The sequence below is a fragment of the Adhaeribacter radiodurans genome (genome assembly GCF_014075995.1).
GTDB lineage: Bacteria > Bacteroidota > Bacteroidia > Cytophagales > Hymenobacteraceae > Adhaeribacter > Adhaeribacter radiodurans.
This window is the reverse complement of sequence record NZ_CP055153.1, coordinates 6758278-6778380: the sequence shown is the minus strand read 5'-3', so window position 1 is coordinate 6778380 and position 20103 is coordinate 6758278. Positions and strand designations below refer to the sequence as shown.

General features: G+C 42.6%; 12 protein-coding genes. 7 read left to right on the top strand and 5 right to left on the bottom strand.

The features are described from left to right. Positions 1–353 precede the first annotated feature (353 nt). Positions 354–6518, top strand: a complete 6165-nt coding sequence (locus HUW48_RS26615) for a T9SS type A sorting domain-containing protein (protein WP_182413818.1) — start codon at positions 354–356, stop codon at positions 6516–6518. Positions 6519–6686: 168 nt separating this feature from the next. Here HUW48_RS26615 and HUW48_RS26610 read toward each other — a convergent pair whose 3' ends face one another. Continuing rightward, complete coding sequence (locus HUW48_RS26610) at positions 6687–7250, bottom strand: REP-associated tyrosine transposase (RefSeq protein WP_182413817.1); 564 nt, start codon at positions 7248–7250, stop codon at positions 6687–6689. Positions 7251–7511: 261 nt separating this feature from the next. On the opposite strand from HUW48_RS26610, the gene HUW48_RS26605 reads away from it, so the two are divergent. After that, complete coding sequence (locus HUW48_RS26605; RefSeq protein ID WP_182413816.1) at positions 7512–8606, top strand: type I restriction endonuclease; 1095 nt, start codon at positions 7512–7514, stop codon at positions 8604–8606. Between the two features lie 140 nt (positions 8607–8746). Here HUW48_RS26605 and HUW48_RS26600 read toward each other — a convergent pair whose 3' ends face one another. Beyond that, a complete protein-coding gene (locus tag HUW48_RS26600; protein WP_182413815.1) occupies positions 8747–10108 on the bottom strand; it encodes a sensor histidine kinase in 1362 nt (453 codons plus the stop codon). Next, complete coding sequence (locus HUW48_RS26595; protein ID WP_182413814.1) at positions 10098–11477, bottom strand: sigma-54-dependent transcriptional regulator; 1380 nt, start codon at positions 11475–11477, stop codon at positions 10098–10100. The genes HUW48_RS26600 and HUW48_RS26595 overlap by 11 nt, the downstream gene beginning before the upstream one ends. A gap of 264 nt (positions 11478–11741) precedes the next feature. Between HUW48_RS26595 and HUW48_RS26590 the strand changes: the two genes are divergently transcribed. The 4 genes from HUW48_RS26590 to HUW48_RS26575 all read left to right on the top strand — a co-directional run bounded on the left by HUW48_RS26590 (position 11742) and on the right by HUW48_RS26575 (position 16319). After that, on the top strand, positions 11742–13004 hold the full coding sequence (locus HUW48_RS26590) for an efflux RND transporter periplasmic adaptor subunit (RefSeq protein WP_182413813.1): 1263 nt from the start codon (positions 11742–11744) through the stop codon (positions 13002–13004). 205 nt (positions 13005–13209) lie between these two features. Next, the gene (locus tag HUW48_RS26585) at positions 13210–13902 is read left to right on the top strand and encodes an ABC transporter ATP-binding protein (RefSeq protein ID WP_182413812.1); all 693 of its coding nucleotides are present in this window, start codon (positions 13210–13212) and stop codon (positions 13900–13902) included. Positions 13903–14158: 256 nt separating this feature from the next. Continuing rightward, complete coding sequence (locus tag HUW48_RS26580) at positions 14159–14533, top strand: ABC transporter permease (RefSeq protein WP_182413811.1); 375 nt, start codon at positions 14159–14161, stop codon at positions 14531–14533. A gap of 28 nt (positions 14534–14561) precedes the next feature. Next, entirely contained in the window at positions 14562–16319 is a 1758-nt protein-coding gene (locus tag HUW48_RS26575; protein ID WP_182413810.1) for a serine hydrolase, read from the top strand. Between the two features lie 79 nt (positions 16320–16398). Here the strand turns inward: HUW48_RS26575 and HUW48_RS26570 are convergent, their stop codons facing one another. Next, positions 16399–17580 carry a serine hydrolase domain-containing protein gene (locus HUW48_RS26570; protein ID WP_182413809.1) on the bottom strand — a complete coding sequence of 394 codons (1182 nt, stop codon included), beginning with the start codon at positions 17578–17580 and terminating at the stop codon, positions 16399–16401. Between the two features lie 105 nt (positions 17581–17685). Beyond that, positions 17686–18501 carry a helix-turn-helix transcriptional regulator gene (locus tag HUW48_RS26565; RefSeq protein WP_182413808.1) on the bottom strand — a complete coding sequence of 272 codons (816 nt, stop codon included), beginning with the start codon at positions 18499–18501 and terminating at the stop codon, positions 17686–17688. Positions 18502–18958: 457 nt separating this feature from the next. Here HUW48_RS26565 and HUW48_RS26560 point away from each other — a divergent pair, with 457 nt between their 5' ends. Next, positions 18959–20002 carry a DUF4097 family beta strand repeat-containing protein gene (locus HUW48_RS26560; RefSeq protein ID WP_220463976.1) on the top strand — a complete coding sequence of 348 codons (1044 nt, stop codon included), beginning with the start codon at positions 18959–18961 and terminating at the stop codon, positions 20000–20002. Positions 20003–20103 lie beyond the last annotated feature (101 nt).

The following is a 20103-nucleotide window of genomic DNA, read 5'->3' as shown; positions in this document are numbered from 1 at the left end:
ATTTGGTATTTTTACCAAGTAAATCCATTAAGTAAGTATAAGAACAAAATTACCCGTGATAAAATATAAAGCTAAACATACTCAAGGAAACATTTTGCCCCTTTAACCAGTAAAAATACTTGGAATAATATAAAATTTTCTTTTGATCTATATAGTGTTACCATGAAGGAGGCTACTACCCAATTATTCTACTTTCTATACTTAAATAGATGGATTAATTCTGTTTAAACTACTAGTAGCTCATTTACTTTTCCTTTAAGTATTATTCTAAATTTACTATCTGCGCCCATCTGTCCGCTTCGCGTTGAAATTGGCAAAAGCTTATTTCATTAAACCAACAACCCTACTATCTAATGAAACCAAATTTTACTAATAACAATACCTTCTGTTTATTTTTTTGGCAAAAAAAGTATTATCTGCTCTGGATAGTAGGATGCATGCTTTTGATGCAAAATACGTGGGCACGAACACTTGCAACCGACTTAGCTTCTAAAGAAGCAGCCACTAAAGTTAATTCTGCCAGCTTTGCCGATTCCTGTTCTTTCCTGAGCACCTTACCTTGTACAAAATTACAGGTAAGCTTGCCTTATAATTTAAACTTTGATGCTCCGGTTGCCAATACCCTGGCTGATAGCAACAAAGTTGGTACCGGCTTTACTTTAGCACTGCCCTACTCCGGACTACGAGTGCCGGAAGACAGCGCTGCCAGCATTCCCAATGTTCCGGGCTACGAACCAACTAATCTGTCCCTGATTAATGGTATGCTGCGGGTAGTTAGCCACAAAGGTTCTGCCTTTGGAGCCAGCAACAATCAGGTTAACGCCTTAGCGGTACAAGTCGACACACGGAATAAACTTCAGATTGAAACTACCCTGCTTAACCCTTATAGTGGAATTTCTGGGGAGCAAGCCGGTTTGTGGGTGGGACGTAACGATAAAACTTACCTGAAGCTGGTAGTGGTAGGCAACCAAATAGAGTTACGCCGTGAAGTAAACGATGTTTCCGAACCAATTGATCAGCTTATTACCGGTATTATCCCGGGGTTAGATACGCAAAAAGTACGCTTGCGCCTGGTGTTAGACCCAGCTACCAATACCGCCCAAGCTTTTTACTCTACGGATAGTATTACTTACCTTAACGTGGGGGCCCCCAACTCCACTTTAAACCTGGCTGATATGGGCCTGATGGATAGCCGGGTGTATACGGGTATCTTTGCAACCTACAGCAACGGCACAGTTCCCATTGCTTACTCCTTCGATAATTTTAGTATTTCCTTACCCGGTACTCCCGTAGCAGTACAAGCACCGGCAAACCAAATAATACCCGGTGATAGTGTTTTTAGCTTCTCTGTTGGGCAATACATTGATCCGGACGGGCAGCCCTTAACTTACACCGCTACTTTACAAGATGGCAGCCCGTTACCTACCTGGATTACTTTTACCAGTACCGCTCTTACTTTTAGTGGCACCACTCCTAGTGATGGTGCCGACTTGAAAGTTAAAATTACTGCTATAGATCCTTCTAACCTTGCTGTAATTACTTATTTTGACTTTAAAGTACCCCCCATACCCTGTTCCCCTTTTAGTATTTTATACTGTTCTAAGCTGCCGGTAAGTTTACCTTATATCTTAAGATTTGATACCCCGAAAACAAATACTCTACCTGACCAGTACGGCTTTGGCACGGGTTTTACCATGGCTTTGCCTTACTCCGGTACGCGCCTGCCGGAAGATAGTACGGTTAGTTACCCCAATGCACCGGGTTATGAGCCCACCCAACTACATTTAAATGCCGGCACTTTGCAGGTAACTACCCATAAAGGTCAGGCCCTTACTACCAGCAATAACCAGCTTAATACCTTAGGAGTACAGGTAAACGGCCGTAACAAACTCCAGATAGAAACCACCCTGCTTAACCCGTATAATGGCACCTCGGGTGAGCAAGCCGGTTTGTGGGTGGGACGTAACGATAAAAACTACGTTAAGTTGGTAGTAACGGGCAACCAAATAGAGTTACGGCGCGAAGTAAAGGATATCTCCGATTCGGTTGACTATCGTATTGCCGGTTTTGACCCCGGATTAAGCTTCCCCAAAATACACTTGCGACTGGTGTTAGACCCGGTTACCAATACAGCGGAAGGTTTCTACTCTACGGATAGTATTAATTACCTTAACGTAGCCGAGAATACTTATACAGCTAATCCTTTAAGCCTGGATAGTATGAGCCTGAATATTAGCCGGATTTATACGGGTATTTTTGCTACCCACGGCAATGGTATTACTCCCGTTACGTACTCCTTCGGCAATTTTAGCGTAAAATCAGTTAACCCTCCCATCCAGCCAAAGTTAGCTTTTCTGCCTGATTATTTAAATTACACTGTTGTTCAGGGTGGTTCTATTACTAACCAGAATACCGCTCTTACTCCTAATATTGGAACACCAATAGTAAGCCTGACCAAAGACACCATAGCCGATTGGCTGACCTTACCAGCTGCGCGAACAGGTATTCTCACATTTGGCCCCGATCAGATTAATACCAACTTAACACCCGGCACTTACCTGGCATCGGTAATTGCCCAGGCAGACGGCTATCAACCTGATACGGTCCAAATTCAGCTTACCGTTAACCCACCTATTCCGGAGCTTTTAGTAAATTTTCAAGACTCAGCCACTGTACCGCCAACTGGCTGGTTAGTTGATTTTGGTCAGCCCTTTGGTCTCCGTACAGGCTCTAATCAGGGCACTAATTTATGGTACGGCTGGAAGAAGCGCAGCGACCAAATTCCTTTAGATTTATCCGGTGGGGGAACAATGCCGGGCAACGGACGAAATCGTACTATTCCTGCCGATGTCCGCTTAGCCACCTTCATGCACATGCAGGCCGATGATATAAACGGAGCCTTTGACGGTATAAAAGAAGAAGGATACTGGGAAATAAAGGTCCCGAATGGATTTTATGATGTTACTGTAACAGTAGGTGATGCAATAATTGATACGAGTGCAACAGAAAGCCATAGTTTAAATGTAGAAGGCATACAAGCCATCAGCCATTTTGAACCAAGTGGACGGGAAGGTTCTCCTTCGCGATTTAAAACGGCTACCGCCCGGGTACAAGTACAAGATTCTTTGCTCACTATTACCGCCGATGGAGGGGTTAATACTAAAATCAACTCGGCCAGTATTGTTCCGGTGAGTACCGGGCCTTTTGCGTTCTGGTCTACTAATTCGCAGGAGATTACTATTAGAAAAGACTACGCTCCTTTTAGAACATTCTCATTAGAACTTAACAACTCGTCTAATTTAAAGGATATAACCTATGCGTTAAAGGCCTCTTACGACTCAGGTGTGAGCGGTTGGTTAAGGTTTAGTACCAGCCATGCTGGTACCGAACCTAATGTTATTTTTGATTATTCTTCGGCCAGAACGCTGCCTCCGGGCACCTACACAGCAACGGTTTCGGCCACTGCACCGGGCTTTGAACCGGCCTTGTTAACGGTAAAAATTACCGTGCTGGAAACTGAAAATATTTTGCCGTATGTGGTATCCTCTACACCCGAAAACGGACAGACAGACGTAAACATTAATACAGTTAGTATTGCCGCTAATAATCTTTATGTACCGGAAGTAGTAGGATTTCGCGGCGGCGTAGACAATTCTACCTTAAATACCTCAACCGTAAAATTATTTAAAATTACCGCCACAGATACTACCGAAATTGTAGGAGTTGTACAAGGAACCGGCGGGGGCGATGCCATCAGCTTTTCGCCGACCTATGCTTTAGAACCTAATACCAGCTATAAGTTTATTATTACAACCGGAGTAAAATCCAATAGCGGTCAGTCCTTTTTACCGTACGAAGCCATTTTCACAACGGGTGGCAGTATTGGTACCGCTGGCCGGAGCAAAATAGCTTTCTCCAGAGAACCGATTCCCAGCACCATGGGCAAACAGTACACCAGTGTTACCATTGGTCCGGATGGAAAATTTTATGCTTTACGGCAGAGCGGTACCATAGAAAGATTTGATATTAATAGTCAGGATGGCACCTTAAGCAACATGGAGGCAATTTCTATTCTGGAAGATAAATACGGGGAACGGACCGCCATTGGTTTAACGTTTGATCCAGCTTCCACGCCTACCAATTTAATTGCCTGGGTAACGCACAGTTCTGGCGGCTTTACCACTACCGGCTCTTTCGACGGTAACTTATCGAAACTTTCCGGACCCGGTTTGCAGAATGAACAATTAGTAATTACCCGGTTACCCCGTTCTACCAAAGACCATTTAACAAATAGCGTACAATTTGGTCCGGACGGTGCGCTGTATATTAGCCAGGGCAGCCACAGTTCTATGGGCGCGTACGATGCAAGCTGGCAATTAGAAGAAAGCTTATTAGCGGGTGCTATTCTACGGTTAGATGTATCGAAATTAGCGAGTATTACGCTACCCTTAAATGCCCGGACTACTGCCGATCAAAGCCTTATTAATACTGCCCCCAGCGAACAGGTGTGGTTAATTGATGGTACGTATAACCCGTATGCTACAAATGCGCCTCTTACTATTTATGCCTCCGGAATAAGAAATGCATATGATTTAGTATGGCATAGCAACGGGCAATTATATGCTCCTACTAATGGTTCCGCCGCCGGCGGAAACACTCCGCAAACGGTAGTAGGCACCCGCCGTCCGGATGGTACGGTTTACAACGGCCCGGCGGTAGCGCCTACCAAATTAGTACAGGTACAAAACGATTTCCTTTTCCGGATTAATCCACAACGACCAATTGGTTATTTTGGGCACCCTAACCCCATGCGAGGAGAATATGTAGCGCACCGGGGCTTTACGGATAATAATTTATACCCCGTTGGAACAGTGCCGGATGCAAATTACCGCGGACCTTCCTTTGATTTTGGCCTGAATAAATCGCCCAATGGTGTTATTGAATATAAAAGCGATGCCTTTAATGGTGTTTTAAAGGGAAAACTGCTGGTGTGCCGGTTTAGCGGCGGCGGCGACATTATCATTTTAGAACCAGGCGCAACAGTATACGATCCTGCTATTTCGCCCGATAATGATCAAAAATACGATATTGTTAGCTTCCAAACGGGTTCGGGCCTTTTCGGCATTGAAGGGTTATCTGGTTTTACTAATCCGCTGGATATTGCCGAAGATGTACAAACCGGGAATCTGTACGTAATTGAATACAACTGGAATAATGCCCGCGATAAAACCTCGCAGATTACATTATTACGCCCCAAAGCGGTTACCGATATTGCCCCGATTGCCACAGTAACGCCAACTAAAATAACTGATAACGATATAGTAGATGGCAAACCTGGTAAAAAGAACACCATAACCGTTGGTAACAGCGGCAACACCGATTTAACAGTTACCGGTATTGTACTGGAAGGAGTAGATAGCAGCCAATTTGAATTAAATGGGATTTCCGATATAAGTGCTACTTCTCCTTTGATTATAGCCGCCAATACCGCCTTTACTTTTAACGTGCGCTTTAATGCCACTTCGCCCGGCATAAAAACGGCCTCAGTTAAAATTTCTTTTGATAATTACCCAGACACGGTAGTAGTATTAAATGGTTTGGGCACAACCGGCGGGGGTACTAGTAACGAACCTTCTTTACAAGCCATTGTAAATGCCCATGGCCTTAAAATAAACATTGGCGACGATGATAGCAATACCCCCATTATTCATAGTGTTAATTCTACGGCGCGTATTTTAGGAGAAGAAGTTATCATTAAAAAATTTATCGGTGCCACGGATGCTCCCGTAACCGTAGAACCGCTGGCTGTTTTCGCTAACCAGGATGTTGGTGGCATTGCAACTGCCTTAGGTTGGTATGCCATGGATAGTACTCTTTCGGCCGAAGAATTATTTACGGTAGCTAATGAGCGAAGCCAAACCTTAAATGTTCAGGGCACGGGTAAGTTTACTTTTGATCCCGGTAGCACGCCTTTCGGTTTTTATACCCGTTGGCCTTCTTTAGCCAATCGCCTGGTATATAGTAAAGATTCTTTAAATACTTTCCCGAATACTCTACCTCATCATTTCCGGGTATATCCGGTGAAAGATCAAAACGATTCGGTTGTTGCCAATACCTATCTAATCGCCGTGGAAGGCGTTTCGGAAGATCAGGATTATCAGGATATGGTTTTTATTGTTCGAAATATAAATCCGGTTACCGATACCATAGTATTGGGCAATAAGCCATCCATACCTGATAATAGTAATTCAGGTTTGGTTCTTCAAGCCTATCCTAACCCTAATACGGGAGATAAGATAAATATAGTAGCCAAGAATTTTGCCCGAAAAGAGGAAATAACCATTGCCGTTTACGAGTTGTCGGGCCGATTAATTTATTCTAAAAATATAGTTGCCGATAGCCAAGGAACGGCTACTACGCAACTATCCCCGGGAAATGGTATTAGTAGCGGTATGTATTTAATAAAAGCGCAGAGCCTTTCGGGCGTGGTATATACAAAACTACTAGTAGAGAGATAAGTAAGGTTTAATAAAAAAGAGAGCGCATTACCAATTGCGCTCTCTTTTTTAGGTAGTTCACTAACAGCAGCAATTTATTAGTAATTCTTCTAATCAATCTCGTTCTGCGTAGAGTTAGCAGAGCGCTCTACACAGTTCCGTACAGCCAATCTCCTGATTGGCGTTGCATTAATCCAAAAAATTGATTGGAACTAGACCTTTATTGCCGCTATAATCTCGAGCACTGCTGTATACATAAAATTGCGGCTCTTCTACCCAACCTTCTTTTACTGGATTCTCATGGATATAATTGAGCTTCTGATCTATAAATTTATTACTGAGCAATTCCTCAGCGTGGTTATCCTGTTGCCAAAACTGATAAGTAGTATTACGGCTGTTTTGACTAGCGGCAAACCTAAATTTATCTAGTAACCATTCTCTCCGGCTTTCACTACCTGTTTCTATTTCGCGGATGATTTGAGAAGCGGTAAATTTCTTTAAGTCGCGCAAAATGTCCGACAAATTTACTTTTTCCGGTTCTGCCGCTGAAATAATAAGATGCACATGACTGGTCATTAAACACCAGGCATGTACTCGTAAACCTTTGTTTTTGATGCAAAAATTCAAACTTTCGACAAACAAGTTTTTAAAGCTTTGCCGCACAAATACATCCAGCCAGAAAACCACCGAAAAAGTAACAAAGTAAATGCCTTCCGGGTTACGCAGGCTGTATGGTCTTGGAGTTAACTGCACTTGCTTAATGTATGTGTTAATTGTTGTTTTTCATAACGCCAATCAGGAGATTGGCTGTCCGGAACTGCGTAGAGCGCTGCGCTAACTCTACGCAGAACAATAAAACAGAAGTTCATGAACATGATTAATTATAATACTAATCAACTAATATTAAAAGCCCTATAAAAGCTTAGTATTAATTTCGGGAAAAATCTTATTTCATGATTTAGTTAATTTAAAATTTAATATATTAGAACCTGTAAATACTAAACTTAGATAAGCATGGATTTTATAGACTTGATTAAAGCACTTGGAGATAAAGTATCAAGATTAAAAGATTCTATACAAACGGAAGAAGCAACAAAAAATGCGTTTATTATGCCTTTTGTATCTGCTCTTGGATACGATGTTTTTGACCCACACGAAGTCGTGCCTGAATTTATTGCAGATTTAGGTATAAAAAAGGGAGAGAAGGTTGATTATTGTATTTTTAAAGATGGCGTTGCATCTATAATAATAGAATGTAAACATTGGAAGGAAGATCTAAATGTACATAATAGCCAATTACACCGATATTTCCATGTTACAACTTGTAAATTCGGTATATTAACCAATGGTATAATTTATAAGTTTTATACGGATTTAGTTGAACCAAATAAAATGGATGATAAACCATTTTGGGAGTTCAATATTACGGATATGAACGAAGCCACTGTATTTGAGTTGAAAAAATATCATAAAAACACTTTTGATGTTGACCAGATATTAAATTCAGCTACAGAACTTAAGTATAATAGAGAAATTAAAAAGATTATGATGGAAGAAATGAATAATCCATCAGAAGCATTTATAAGGCACTTTGCAAAGCAAATTTATTCGGGTCCGTTAACAGCAAAAGTTATTGAACAATTTACAGGTGTTATTAAAAAGTCCTTAAATCAATGGGTCAGTGATTTAATAAGTGATCGGCTTAAAACAGCATTAAAAACTGAAACAAACAGAGATATTCAAGAGAATAATATTCCTGAACAGCTTAGTCAAAATAATGAAACAGAGATAAAAGAAAACAGGATTATAACCACTGAATTAGAAAAAGAAGCATTTTTCATAGTTCGTTCTGTATTACGAACTATGATTGATTCCAATCGAGTAGTTTACAGGGATGCACAAAGTTATTTTGCGGTGCTACTTGATAATAATAATCGGCGCCCTGTTTGTCGGCTATACTTAGAAGGAAATCGTAAATTCATAACTTTGTTTGATGAATCAAAAAAGGAAAGTAAAGTTGAAATTCAAACTTTAGATGATATTTATACTCATGCAGACATGCTAATTAATACTGCACTCTCTTACGACTCTAAAAAGCAAACAACATAAGTATTCATTACTGAAAAAGTTGTTTCATATATATTCCCGTTCTTCCCGTTCTGCGTAGAGTTAGCGTCAGCACTCTACGCAGTTTCGGACAGCCAATCTCCTGATTGGCGTTACAGGTAAACACCACCCAAACAACCAACCTAAAACTGCAAAGTAAAAGTAGTACCGAGGTTTTCCTTGGATTTTACCTGGATGTTGCCTTTGTGCAGGTGCATGATTTGTTTGGCCAGACTCAGGCCAATGCCGGAACCATCTTTATGCGCGGTGAAGAAAGGAATAAAAATGCTCTCAATAATTTCTTCCGGAATGCCGCTGCCGTTATCGGTTACGTCAATGTAAATTTTTTCATTTTCCTGCTTGCCGGCCACCAGTTTAATCGTAGGATTTGGTCGGCCTAGTACCGCGCGTTGCGCATTTAATATCAGGTTAATTAAAACTTGTTCCAGTAAACGCGGATCGGCTTGTAAAGTCAAATCCAGGGTATTTATTTCCGTTACCAGCAGAATGCCTTTTTCCTCTAATTGCGGATTCATGAGCGTGTAAATGCTATTCAGCAATTCTTCTACGTACACGGTGGTGAGGAGAAGGTCGTTTACTTTGCTCAGGTTGCGGTACGTTTTTGCGAAACGTAGCAAACCTTCTCCCCGGTTCTGAATAATCTCAATTCCTTCTTCTATATCTTGTAACAAGTCGCCGTTGGGTTGGGGAACTTGCTCTTGCTCGTATTGTTCGCGGTTCAGGCGCAAGTGGCGGCGCATGGTATCGGCTAACGACGAAATAGGCGCTACCGAGTTCATGAGCTCGTGCGTCATGACGCGCAGTAATTTTTGCCAGGCTTCCGTTTCGGTTTCGTCGATGGCGGTGCTCACGTTTTTAAAAGCTACCAATAGTAAATCGCGCTGCTGCATTTTAAAAGCCGTCGCCGACAAGAGCAACTGCATGGGCTGCTGGTTAACCTTTAATTTTACTAATTGGCTCTCGTTGGGTTTAAGCTTTACAATAGCTTCGTGCAAAGCCTCGTTCCGTTTTTCCAGCGCATGAATTTGTTTGAGGTAGGGCAAACCCAGCGTACGTTTAAACGCTTCGTTTATCCATTCTACTTCGCCGGTGACGGCATCAAACGAAATAATACCGGTATCAATCAGTTGCAAAATGGTTTGCAAATAATGGAACTGGGCTTCTTTCTCGAATTGCAGTTGCTTAAACGTATTATTAATCTGGTTAAAGGCGTGGTGCAGTTGCCGCAGCGACGGGTTAGTATGCTTTTCGTTAAATTGTTGGGAAAAATCACGGTACTTTACCGCCATAATAAATTTAGCCAGTTCGTTGTTACTCCGCGTTACGTAACGGGCCAGTTCCCAAACCAAACCAATTAAAATACCCCCGGCAAATACTACCTGCGGGTACGCCCGCTGCGTAAAGTAATAAACCGCAGCGTATAACAGAACCGATATAAAAATGAGCCGAAAAAATATACCGACTTCGAGGCGTTTAAATGTCATGTTTCTCGAGGCGGCGGTACAAGGCCGTGCGGGTGATGCCTAATTCTTTGGCGGCTTTTGAAATATTACCTTTGTTGCGTTCAATTACGCGCATAATAGTGGTGCGTTCTACCTCGCTGAGTTGTAACGGTCCTTCTTCCGCCATTTCCGGGTGAGTGCCCGCATGAACTGGGTGTTCCATTGCTGAAAAAGCAAAGTCCTGCGGCCGCAACTCCGGACCATCGGCCAGAATTATGGCGCGTTCTACGGCGTGTTGTAACTCTCGGATATTGCCCGGCCAACTGTGCTGCTTTAATTTTTTGAGCGCCCCATCCGACATATACGGAATTGGTTTATGATTCTTCTCGGCGTAATGCGCGGCAAAATGGCGGGCCAATAAAATAACATCCTCCCCGCGTTCGCGGAGTGGCGGCAAAGTAATTTCTACAGTATTAATGCGGTAAATTAAATCTTTCCGAAACTGGTTTTTAGCCGCCAACTCGTAAATAGGCACGTTGGTAGCCGATACCAGCCGAATATCAATCGGGATTTGCTGATTACTACCCAACGGAATAACTAACCGGTTTTGCAAAGCCGTGAGTATCTTGGCTTGTTGCGGTAAGGAAATATTACCAATTTCATCTAAAAACAGTGTACCCCCGTTAGCTGCTTCAAACCGGCCGGTGCGGTCTTCTTTGGCATCGGTAAAAGAGCCTTTTTTATGTCCGAATAGTTCACTTTCGAATAAGCCTTCGCTTAGCGCCGCTAAATCGGCACAAATAAACGGCTTGCCCGCCCGAAACGATTTTTGGTGCAGGGCACGCGCTACCAGTTCTTTACCGGTACCATTTTCTCCTAGAATTAATACGTTAGCTTCGGTAGGCGCAATTTTATCAATTTTGTAAAACACATCCTGCATGGCTTCCGATTGGCCCAACATGTCAAAACCTTCGCTGGAAGGCACGCGCCTCGAGGCGTTCTTACCAGCGTGTTCGCCGCTGGTACGGCCGGCACAAGCTTTTTCCAGAGCTTCGAGCAGTTTTTCGTTGCGCCACGGTTTTACAATAAAATCGGTAGCGCCTTCTTTTAAAGCGCGCACGGCCAGTTCCACGTCGCCGTAGGCGGTAATCATTACTACAGTAGCGTTTTTATCTTTTTCTAGGATTTTGTTTAACCAGAAAAAGCCCTCGTTGCCCGTATTCAGAGCGCTTTTATAATTCATGTCCAGGAAAATAACATCAAAGGCCTGCTTCGATAACAGCGAAAGCAGGTTCTCCGGATTTTTTTCCGTTACTACTTCTTTTACTTCGGTTTTCAGTAGCATTTTTACGGCAAACAGCACGTCGGTCTCGTCGTCTACCACTAAAACCCGGGCGTTTTTGGTATTCATGATCGGATTTGGATTTGATTAATTTATACGAATATAAGTAGGTTTTTTCATAATTCCTGCAAGAAAAGTCCTGTGGTTTTCCGAATTTTAGAACTTGTTACATCACCGGACACTTTGTTAGAACCAGGTGTATCAAAACCGAACATTTTTTTACTAAATCAGGCTTTTAACAACTATAATTTACTAAAAATAAGCTACTTACATATTTGGCATTTTTATTTCTTTAAACGGTAACAAGAATAAGTATAATAAATATTTACAGCAATGGATGTTTTAATTAAGAAAAAGAAGTGGACTACGCAACGGATTGTAAGCCTGGCAATGGGCGCATTGGTGGTAGTACTGGTAGGCGCTTCTTATTTTTCGACCAGCGGCAAGGCAAAATTAAATGTAGATACCAATAAAATTACTATAAGTAGTGTTACTAAAGGCAACTTTCAGGAGTTTATTCCTTTAGATGGTATTGTACTACCCATAAAAACTATTTACCTGGATGCTACCGAAGGTGGAACCGTGCAGAAGATTTTAGTAGAAGACGGCGCTACTTTAAAGCAAGGCACTCCTATTGTGCAACTATCGAACACCGACCTGCAATTGGAAATGATGAACCGCGAAACGGCCGTTTTTGACTTGATTAACAACATGAACACCACCCGCAACTTAATGCAGCAAAACCGCATTACGCAACTTAACCAACTCGCCGATATTGATTATAATTTACGGGATGCTGAACGTTTATACGTAATGAATAAAAAGCTCTACGAAGAAAAAGTAGTGCCTCAGCAAGAATTTCTGCAAGCTAAATACAAATACGATTACCAGGTACGCAAACGCCAGTTAACGCTCCGCACCTTACGTCAGGATTCGTTAAACATGAGCCAGCAATTAGCTCAGATGAAAGAATCGGTGGAACGGATGCAGAATAACCTGGCTTTAATGCGCAAGAAAATGGACGACCTCATGGTAAAAGCGCCGGTAGATGGTCAGATTACTTCGCTCAACGCCGAAATTGGAGAATCCAAAACCCGTGGTCAGCGCCTGGGCCAGATCGACGTACTGGATGGTTTTAAAGTACGCGCCAACATCGACGAACATTATATTTCGCGAGTGTTTACCGGCCAGAAAGCCACCTTTTCTTTTGCCGGCAAAGATTACGACTTAAACGTGAAAAAAGTATTTACCCAGGTAACCAATGGTCAGTTTCAGGTAGATATGGAATTTATGAACGAGGTACCCAAAGGTATCCGGCGCGGACAATCGTTGCAACTGCGCTTAGCCCTCTCCGATCAAACGCAGGCCGTTTTAGTACCTCGGGGTGGCTTTTACCAAAAAACCGGCGGCAACTGGATTTTTAAAATTGACGAAAACGGCAATAAAGCTTATCGTACCGAAATTCGCTTAGGTCGCCAAAATCCGGAATATTTCGAAGTAGTTTCTGGTCTGAATCCGGGCGATAAGGTAGTAACCTCGAGCTACGAAAATTACGAAGACATGGGCGAGTTGGTCATTAACGAAGAAAAAGAATAGCCAGCAATTAAATTGACTAGATGCTATTATAAAAATTAAAATTTCTCCTTCATAAAAAGTAAAAAGCTTAGCTTGTACAGCCCAAATCAAGAGCATATACCCGGAGAAGTTCTGCTTAAAAAAAGTAAATTTTATTAAATCGAAATTTAACCTTCGGGTAAAAAATAGAAATTAAAAAATCTAAAATATTAACCAGTCATACACTATGATTACTGTCTCGAACCTCGAAAAAGTGTACCGCACCGAAGAAGTAGAAACCAAAGCCTTAAACAAAGTTTCGTTCGTAATCAACGAAGGGGAATTTGTCGCGATTATGGGGCCTTCGGGCTGCGGTAAATCGACCTTACTAAATATTCTGGGTCTATTAGACCAACCCGATGGGGGCAGCTTTCAGTTTCTGGGGCAGGAAATTTCTAACTTCAACGAACGCCAGCGGGCCGAACTGCGCAAGAGAAACATTGGTTTTGTGTTTCAGAGCTTTAACCTGATTGATGAACTAACCGTGTTCGAGAATGTGGAGTTGCCCCTGATTTACCTGGGCGTAGGTGCTGCCGAGCGCAAGGAGAAAGTAGAGGCTGTACTCGAGAAAATGCAGATTATGCACCGCCGCAACCACTTCCCGCAGCAGTTGTCGGGTGGTCAGCAGCAGCGGGTAGCCGTAGCGCGAGCCGTTATTCAGAAACCCCGCTTAATCCTGGCGGATGAGCCCACCGGTAACCTGGACTCCAGCAATGGTAACGAAGTAATGGAACTGCTCACTGATTTAAACGAGAATGGTACCACCGTAATAATGGTAACCCACTCCGAGCACGATGCCCGCTATTCTCATCGCATTTTGCGCCTGCTTGATGGCGAGGTAGTGCTCGAAAACATAAAAGAACAATTCTCCGGGGTATAAGCACCCGCTTACCTGCTCCGTATGGGCTCTTGGCTTATCGAATATTCTTTAATATTCTGACTACTATTTTATTGCCTGGCTTATGCTGAAAAACTACCTTAAAATTGTGGTTCGCCTACACGTCGGTAACCTCGCTGAGCAAGTAGCCTTATTGGAGCAAACCTGGAAAAAAATTGTGCCCACCTAACTATTTTCCTATACCTTCCTGGACCAAAACCTGGAAAACCAATACCGGCAGGAGCAACGTCTGGGCAAAATGATTAACATTGCATCGGGCCTGTCTATCTTTATTTCTTGCCTGGGTTTATTTGGCTTGGCTACCTTGGCGGTGGCGCGGCGTACCAAAGAAATTGGCGTCCGCAAAGTGCTGGGAGCTTCGGTAACTTCTATTGTGTCATTGCTTTCCCGTGATTTTTTAAAATTGGTATTGCTGGCCAACGTAATTGCCTGGCCTTTTGCCAGTTGGTTTATGCACCAGTGGCTGCAGGATTTTGCTTACCGCACGCCGCTCTCGTGGGGGTTATTTGCCTTGGCTGGTCTGACGGCGGTTTTAGTAGCCTTGGTAGCAGTAAGTTTTCAGGCCATAAAAGCAGCCGTGGCTAACCCGGTAAAGAGTTTACGCAGCGAGTAGTTTTTTATAGTTCTGGTTATTACCTTTCATGCATTCCTGCGCGAGTCAGGCAAAAGGTATTTTTATGTTGTCGGCAACACAAAAATTAAAAAAATGGCTGGTTTTGGGCCTGAGTTTAGCCTTTACGGGTCAATCGGTTAGTAGTTTGGCCCAGCAAAATATATTGCCGGAAGCGCCCTTAATTACTAAGTTAAACCAGACCATTCCCCAACTACTCGACAGTGCGGGTATTCCAGGCCTGGCTATTGCGGTAATCAAAGATGGCAGAATGCATTATACGCAGGTTTACGGCGTTAAAAACGCGGAAACCAGTAAAAAAATGGCTATTAACACCGTTTTCGAAGCCGCTTCTTTAAGTAAACCAGTTTTTGCCTATACCTGCCTGCAATTAGTTGATGAAGGCTTACTAAACTTGGATAAGCCCCTGTATACGTATCTGCCTTACCCGGATATTGCACATGATGAGCGCTACAAAAAGATTACGGCCCGCATGGTGTTGAGTCATACATCCGGGTTCCCGAATTGGCGCAACAACGACTCATTGCGCATTAACTTTGAACCGGGTCAAAAGTTTAGCTATTCCGGCGAGGGCTATGTGTATTTGCAGAAAGTAGTAGAAAAAATAACTGGCAAACCGCTGAATGATTTGGTAACCGAAAAAGTGTTTAAACCCCTGGGCATGCCCAACAGCAGCTATATCTGGCGCCCCGATTTTGACGCGAAAACGGCCACCCCGCACGATGCTTTTAGTAATCCTTTACCGAAAAATAAGCCTAATTCCGCCAACGCAGCGGCTTCGTTGCACACTACGGCTCCCGATTACGCAGCTTTTATTACCGCCTTACTAAAAGGTACCGGCCTGAAAAAACAAACTTTACTAGCCATGTTCACCCCGCAGGTTCCGGAGCCAACCGATAAAGCCGTTGCGGCCGGTACTTCGTCTAAATCTGTATCCTGGGGCTTAGGAGTGGGGTTACAATTAACCCCGGATGGTAAATCTTTTTGGCATTGGGGCGACAACGATAGTTTTCGGTGTTATATGGTCGCTTATCCGAAAGAAAAAATGGGTGTGGTGTATTTTACCAATAGCAATAATGGCTTAAGTATAACCCGTAAATTACTGCAACTAACCACTGGCAAAGAGCAACCCGCCCTGGCACTTATTAATTACGAACAGTATACCAGTCCCGGATTTTTATTCCGGCAGCATATTCCGAAGCAAGGCGTAACGGCGGCCATTCAACCTTTTTTAAAACCTGATCATACACCAGCCATTGCGGAGAAGGAAATGAACAACATTGGTTACCAGTTACTCCGCAGTGGTAAAGTAGCAGAAGGCAAGGAAGTATTACAGCTAAACCTGGAAGCCTACCCGCAATCGGCGAATGTGTATGATAGTTACGCGTATGCCTGCTTGCTCAACGGCGAAAAAGAAGCCGCCATCACCAACTATTTAAAAGCATACGCCCTAGACCCGGAAAACAAAGAAGCCAAGCATATTGCCGACCAGCTAGCCGCTACCAAACCACCAAAAGGCAATGCGGAGCTTAAACTGAAAGGTTATAACAATGCCAAGCTTATTACGGTAGCCGGAAGCTTTAACAACTGGAATGCCTATCATCACTTTTTTGTAAAACAAGGCGACACATGGATTTGCCGCTTGGATTTAGCGCCCGGTAAATATCAATACAAAATTGTGGTGGATAATAACTGGATTCTGGACCCCGGTAATACCGCAAACATAGAAGAAAATGGAAATAAAAATTCTTTACTAGTGGTAAAGTAGATCTACCCGAAACAAGCACAATTTTTAACAATTTATCTTTTTCGGGGCTTCTGTTTGGCCAGGAGCGTGGAGTAAGTTTCTAAAACCTGAATAATCCTGGTTTTGTCGATGTATTGATTAACCATAAAAAACCGCCAACACCCGTTTTTACATTAAAGAATAAGTACGTACTCACTCCCGGATCATCGCCATCCTGGCTGATGATGCCACTGTTATAAATATTCCAGAATACACCTTTATTGCGCTTACTAATAGCTATACCCTCCGGGTAATTAGTAGCTGAAAATTGTGGTTGGAACATTGCCTGAAATGAGGCTCGCGTTAATAACGATGAGGTTCCCTGGTAGCCTTTTATCATTTCTATCAGGTATTTGCTCATGTCTGCGGTACAGGTTCTTAAGCTGCCATCCGGGTAAGTAATTTCGGAGTAAAACGGCAAAGCTTGCTCCCGGTTATAATACAGGTTAGCGTGTAATGTTTGATCAATGTCATGTAAATACCAGCCCGAATGCGTCATTTGTAAAGGTGCCAGAATATACTTTTGGGTGTAGGTGGCAAACGACATCCCTGTTTTTACTTCTATCAGGTAGCCTGCCAAAGCTGAAGCAATGTTGCTGTAGTGGTAAGATGTGCCGGGTGGGTTTACGGCAAAATTAGCTTTACCATATAAATTCCCCTTTTGGCTTAAATAAGCATACATAAAAGCAGATAACGATGTATCCAACATGCCACCGGTATAGCCTTTTTGTTTTAAAAGGTGGTAGGCTGGTTTGCTGTAAACGCCGGTAGTATCAAACAAATACGTTTTTAAATAAATTGCTTCGTTATCAATAATGCCGGAAGTATGCATTACTAAATGTTTTATTTTGATTGGCTGCTGCGGCACATTTGGGTTAATTACCGGAAATGGCAAAATGGTATTGATATCGGTTTCCAAAGTAAAATAACCTTGTTCGATGGCTTTCATTAAAGCGGCCGCAATAAACGTTTTACTAACCGATCCGATATTTTGGATGGTATGGTTGCTATACACTTGCTGCTCGGCTAGGCGGACATACCCCCAGTTTTTTTGATAGAGCACGCCTTTTTTATTCACCATAACCACACTTAAACCGGGTAGCCGATCTTGTTGGTAAATAGCAGAAAGTTTAGCATCTAAGGAGTCGTACAGTGCCTGAGCCACAAGCGGATGCGTACAAAAACTTAAAATTAACCAAAAGCTCAACAGCAAGCCGGGTGGTACTGTGCGGCGAATAAACATAGCAATTTATAATAAGTGGTGTGCTTTTATGAGGCATTTTGCGGCTAAAAGCAAAACAAACTTAAAAGAGGGCAGCCAGGTAAAATTGTAAAAAAGCGAATAGCTTTAAGTAATTTCGGCAAAAGGAAGAATATAATCTTGGGCAGAATAATTTTTAGGAGAAATCTGCATTATACCCGTAAAAGTTTTAATAAAATGAGATTGGTCGTAAAACCCGTAATGCAAAGCTAATTCTGTGAAGCTATAGCTTTGTTTTGGGGTATTTAGTTGTCTCAGCAGATTGCGCATTTTAATAATCAAGTAGAATTCTTTTGGCGTGAGACCAATCTGATTTTTAAATTTTTTTTGAATAAACCGCTCGGAGTATCCTAGTTGCGCCGAGAAAGTTCTTGTTCGAAAAGCATCATTTGTGGTATTTAAATAAATGCCTTCACACATATGGGCCAGTAGGTTGGGTTTGGCAGCCTGCCATAAAATAGGCTCAAAACTCTGGTAAAACTGATCTACTACCAGGGTTTCATTTACTAAATCAAGTTTTTTGATTTTTTTATAAAGCGTAGGGTTGGCTTCTTGAAAACTTAAGAACGTATTAGTAAGCTCATGCAACGGAAGGTTGGTAAAAAAAGCCACTGCCCAAGGATGCAGTTGAGCCATAATGGCTTTAGTAAAAGGCTTTACGCATAAACCTAACTTTGTAGTTAGTTGCCCGAATAAGTAAATACCTTCTTTTATAATTGCGGTACCTGCGGCACTGGAAATAGTAACTCCTTCGCCGGAAATAAAAGCTAAAGTAAAACACCCATTAGGCAAGGCAAACTTAGGTTCGCTCGCCCCGTCATTTGCCAAATTGTCTAATATCCAGAATTTTCTAATGGCTTTGGTAAATGCCGGAATAGAATCAAGCTCTTTATATAAAATCATCAACTACATTTTAGTTAAGCATAGTAAAAGTTTGCGGCCGCCTGTAACTCCAAAATAACTTTTACAAAATGCGTTGGGCATTCAAGCTTGTAAGAACTCGATATTCCGGTAAATATGCTACCATTATTTAAGTAAAATAATCAGCCTGTGCAAATAAGGGCTGGTAGTAACTGCATTCAGGTAATTTTTAACTGCCGGTATACTCTCGTTTGGTGCGCTAAGTTTCAATTTTCTGCTGCTGTACAAATCCGGACGTAATTGTACCATAACCGAACAGTTTTATATTCTAAATAACCTTTTATATTTGTGTAATTATTTGTTTATCAATTAAATATATTTTTGGTATTGTTATTATGAGTTGAAACGTGGAATAATGGCCGTCTACAATATGCCTGTTTGAATGGCAGTGACCTAGCGCTTTAGAAAACTATTACGCAAAATTTTAAAATTTAAAATTATGAAAACCTTTCTCTCCCTCTTATTGGTTGGCCTGAGTATTACCGCAAACGCTCAGATAAGATCTGGCCAGGAGCCCTACTTAACTAAATCCTTAGTCAGTGCCGCAATAAAGAATGTGGAGGTAAAAACTTCCGGGGGCAGCATTTCGGTCACGGGCGGCAGTAATACCGATGCTCGCGTGGAAGTGTACGTGAACCAGAATAACAACCGTTCCGGCGCAACGCTATCCAAAGAAGAAATTAAAAAGCGAATAGAATCTGATTATGACCTTACTGTTTCGGTAAGTAACGGTAAACTAATTGCCCGGGCCAAACCAAAGGAAAGATTTATGGATTGGAAACGGGGCCTGAATATATCATTCCGGGTGTATGTGCCCCAAAAAATATCTACGGAACTAACTACCAGCGGCGGCAGCATTCAGTTAGTTAATATTTCGGGCGAGCAACATTTTACCACCAGCGGCGGCGACTTAAACATAGACCAGGTAAGCGGCAAAACCGAAGGCAGCACCTCTGGCGGCAGTATTCACCTGAAAGATTCTAAAGACAATTTATACCTGCGTACGAGCGGTGGCGACATAGAAGCCACGGATTGCACGGGTAATTTGCAACTGTCTACTTCCGGCGGCTCTTTGCGGCTAAATAATTTAAGCGGCTTAGTTAAAGCCAGTACTTCCGGGGGCGATGTTACCGGTTCCAACATTTCCGGCGAATTAAACACCCACACTTCCGGCGGCGATATAGAGCTACGCGATCTGGCTTGCAGCCTGGAAACCTCCACCAGCGGCGGCAATTTAGAGGTAGCCATTAAAAAACCGGGTAAATACGTGCGGCTTAGTAATTCCGGGGGCGATATTACCTTGCATTTACCTAAAAACACCGCTGCCGATTTAGACCTACAAGCCGAACAGGTAAACGTAGGCAAGCTCGATGCGTTTAACGGCACCATTGAAAAAGACGAAGTACACGGCAAACTAAACGGGGGCGGCGTCCGGATAACCGCCGATGCTGGTAGCGGCAATGTGTCGTTAACAGTTCGATAAAGAATAGCTTTTAGAATACAATTTAACTTTATCGGCTTAAAACAATAAAGAAAGACGCCTATTCTAAGGTGCTAAAAACAGAGCCTGGCTCCACCACCTAA

Bases quoted from the DNA above. Each gene is read 5' to 3' on its own strand.
- HUW48_RS26615 (WP_182413818.1), top strand. From the start codon at position 354: ATGAAACCAAATTTTACTAATAACAATACCTTCTGTTTATTTTTTTGG.
- HUW48_RS26605 (WP_182413816.1), top strand. From the start codon at position 7,512: ATGGATTTTATAGACTTGATTAAAGCACTTGGAGATAAAGTATCAAGA.
- HUW48_RS26600 (WP_182413815.1), bottom strand. From the start codon at position 10,108: ATGACATTTAAACGCCTCGAAGTCGGTATATTTTTTCGGCTCATTTTT.
- HUW48_RS26595 (WP_182413814.1), bottom strand. From the start codon at position 11,477: ATGAATACCAAAAACGCCCGGGTTTTAGTGGTAGACGACGAGACCGAC.
- HUW48_RS26590 (WP_182413813.1), top strand. From the start codon at position 11,742: ATGGATGTTTTAATTAAGAAAAAGAAGTGGACTACGCAACGGATTGTA.
- HUW48_RS26585 (WP_182413812.1), top strand. From the start codon at position 13,210: ATGATTACTGTCTCGAACCTCGAAAAAGTGTACCGCACCGAAGAAGTA.
- HUW48_RS26580 (WP_182413811.1), top strand. From the start codon at position 14,159: ATGATTAACATTGCATCGGGCCTGTCTATCTTTATTTCTTGCCTGGGT.
- HUW48_RS26575 (WP_182413810.1), top strand. From the start codon at position 14,562: ATGCATTCCTGCGCGAGTCAGGCAAAAGGTATTTTTATGTTGTCGGCA.
- HUW48_RS26570 (WP_182413809.1), bottom strand. From the start codon at position 17,580: ATGTTTATTCGCCGCACAGTACCACCCGGCTTGCTGTTGAGCTTTTGG.
- HUW48_RS26565 (WP_182413808.1), bottom strand. From the start codon at position 18,501: ATGATTTTATATAAAGAGCTTGATTCTATTCCGGCATTTACCAAAGCC.
- HUW48_RS26560 (WP_220463976.1), top strand. From the start codon at position 18,959: ATGAAAACCTTTCTCTCCCTCTTATTGGTTGGCCTGAGTATTACCGCA.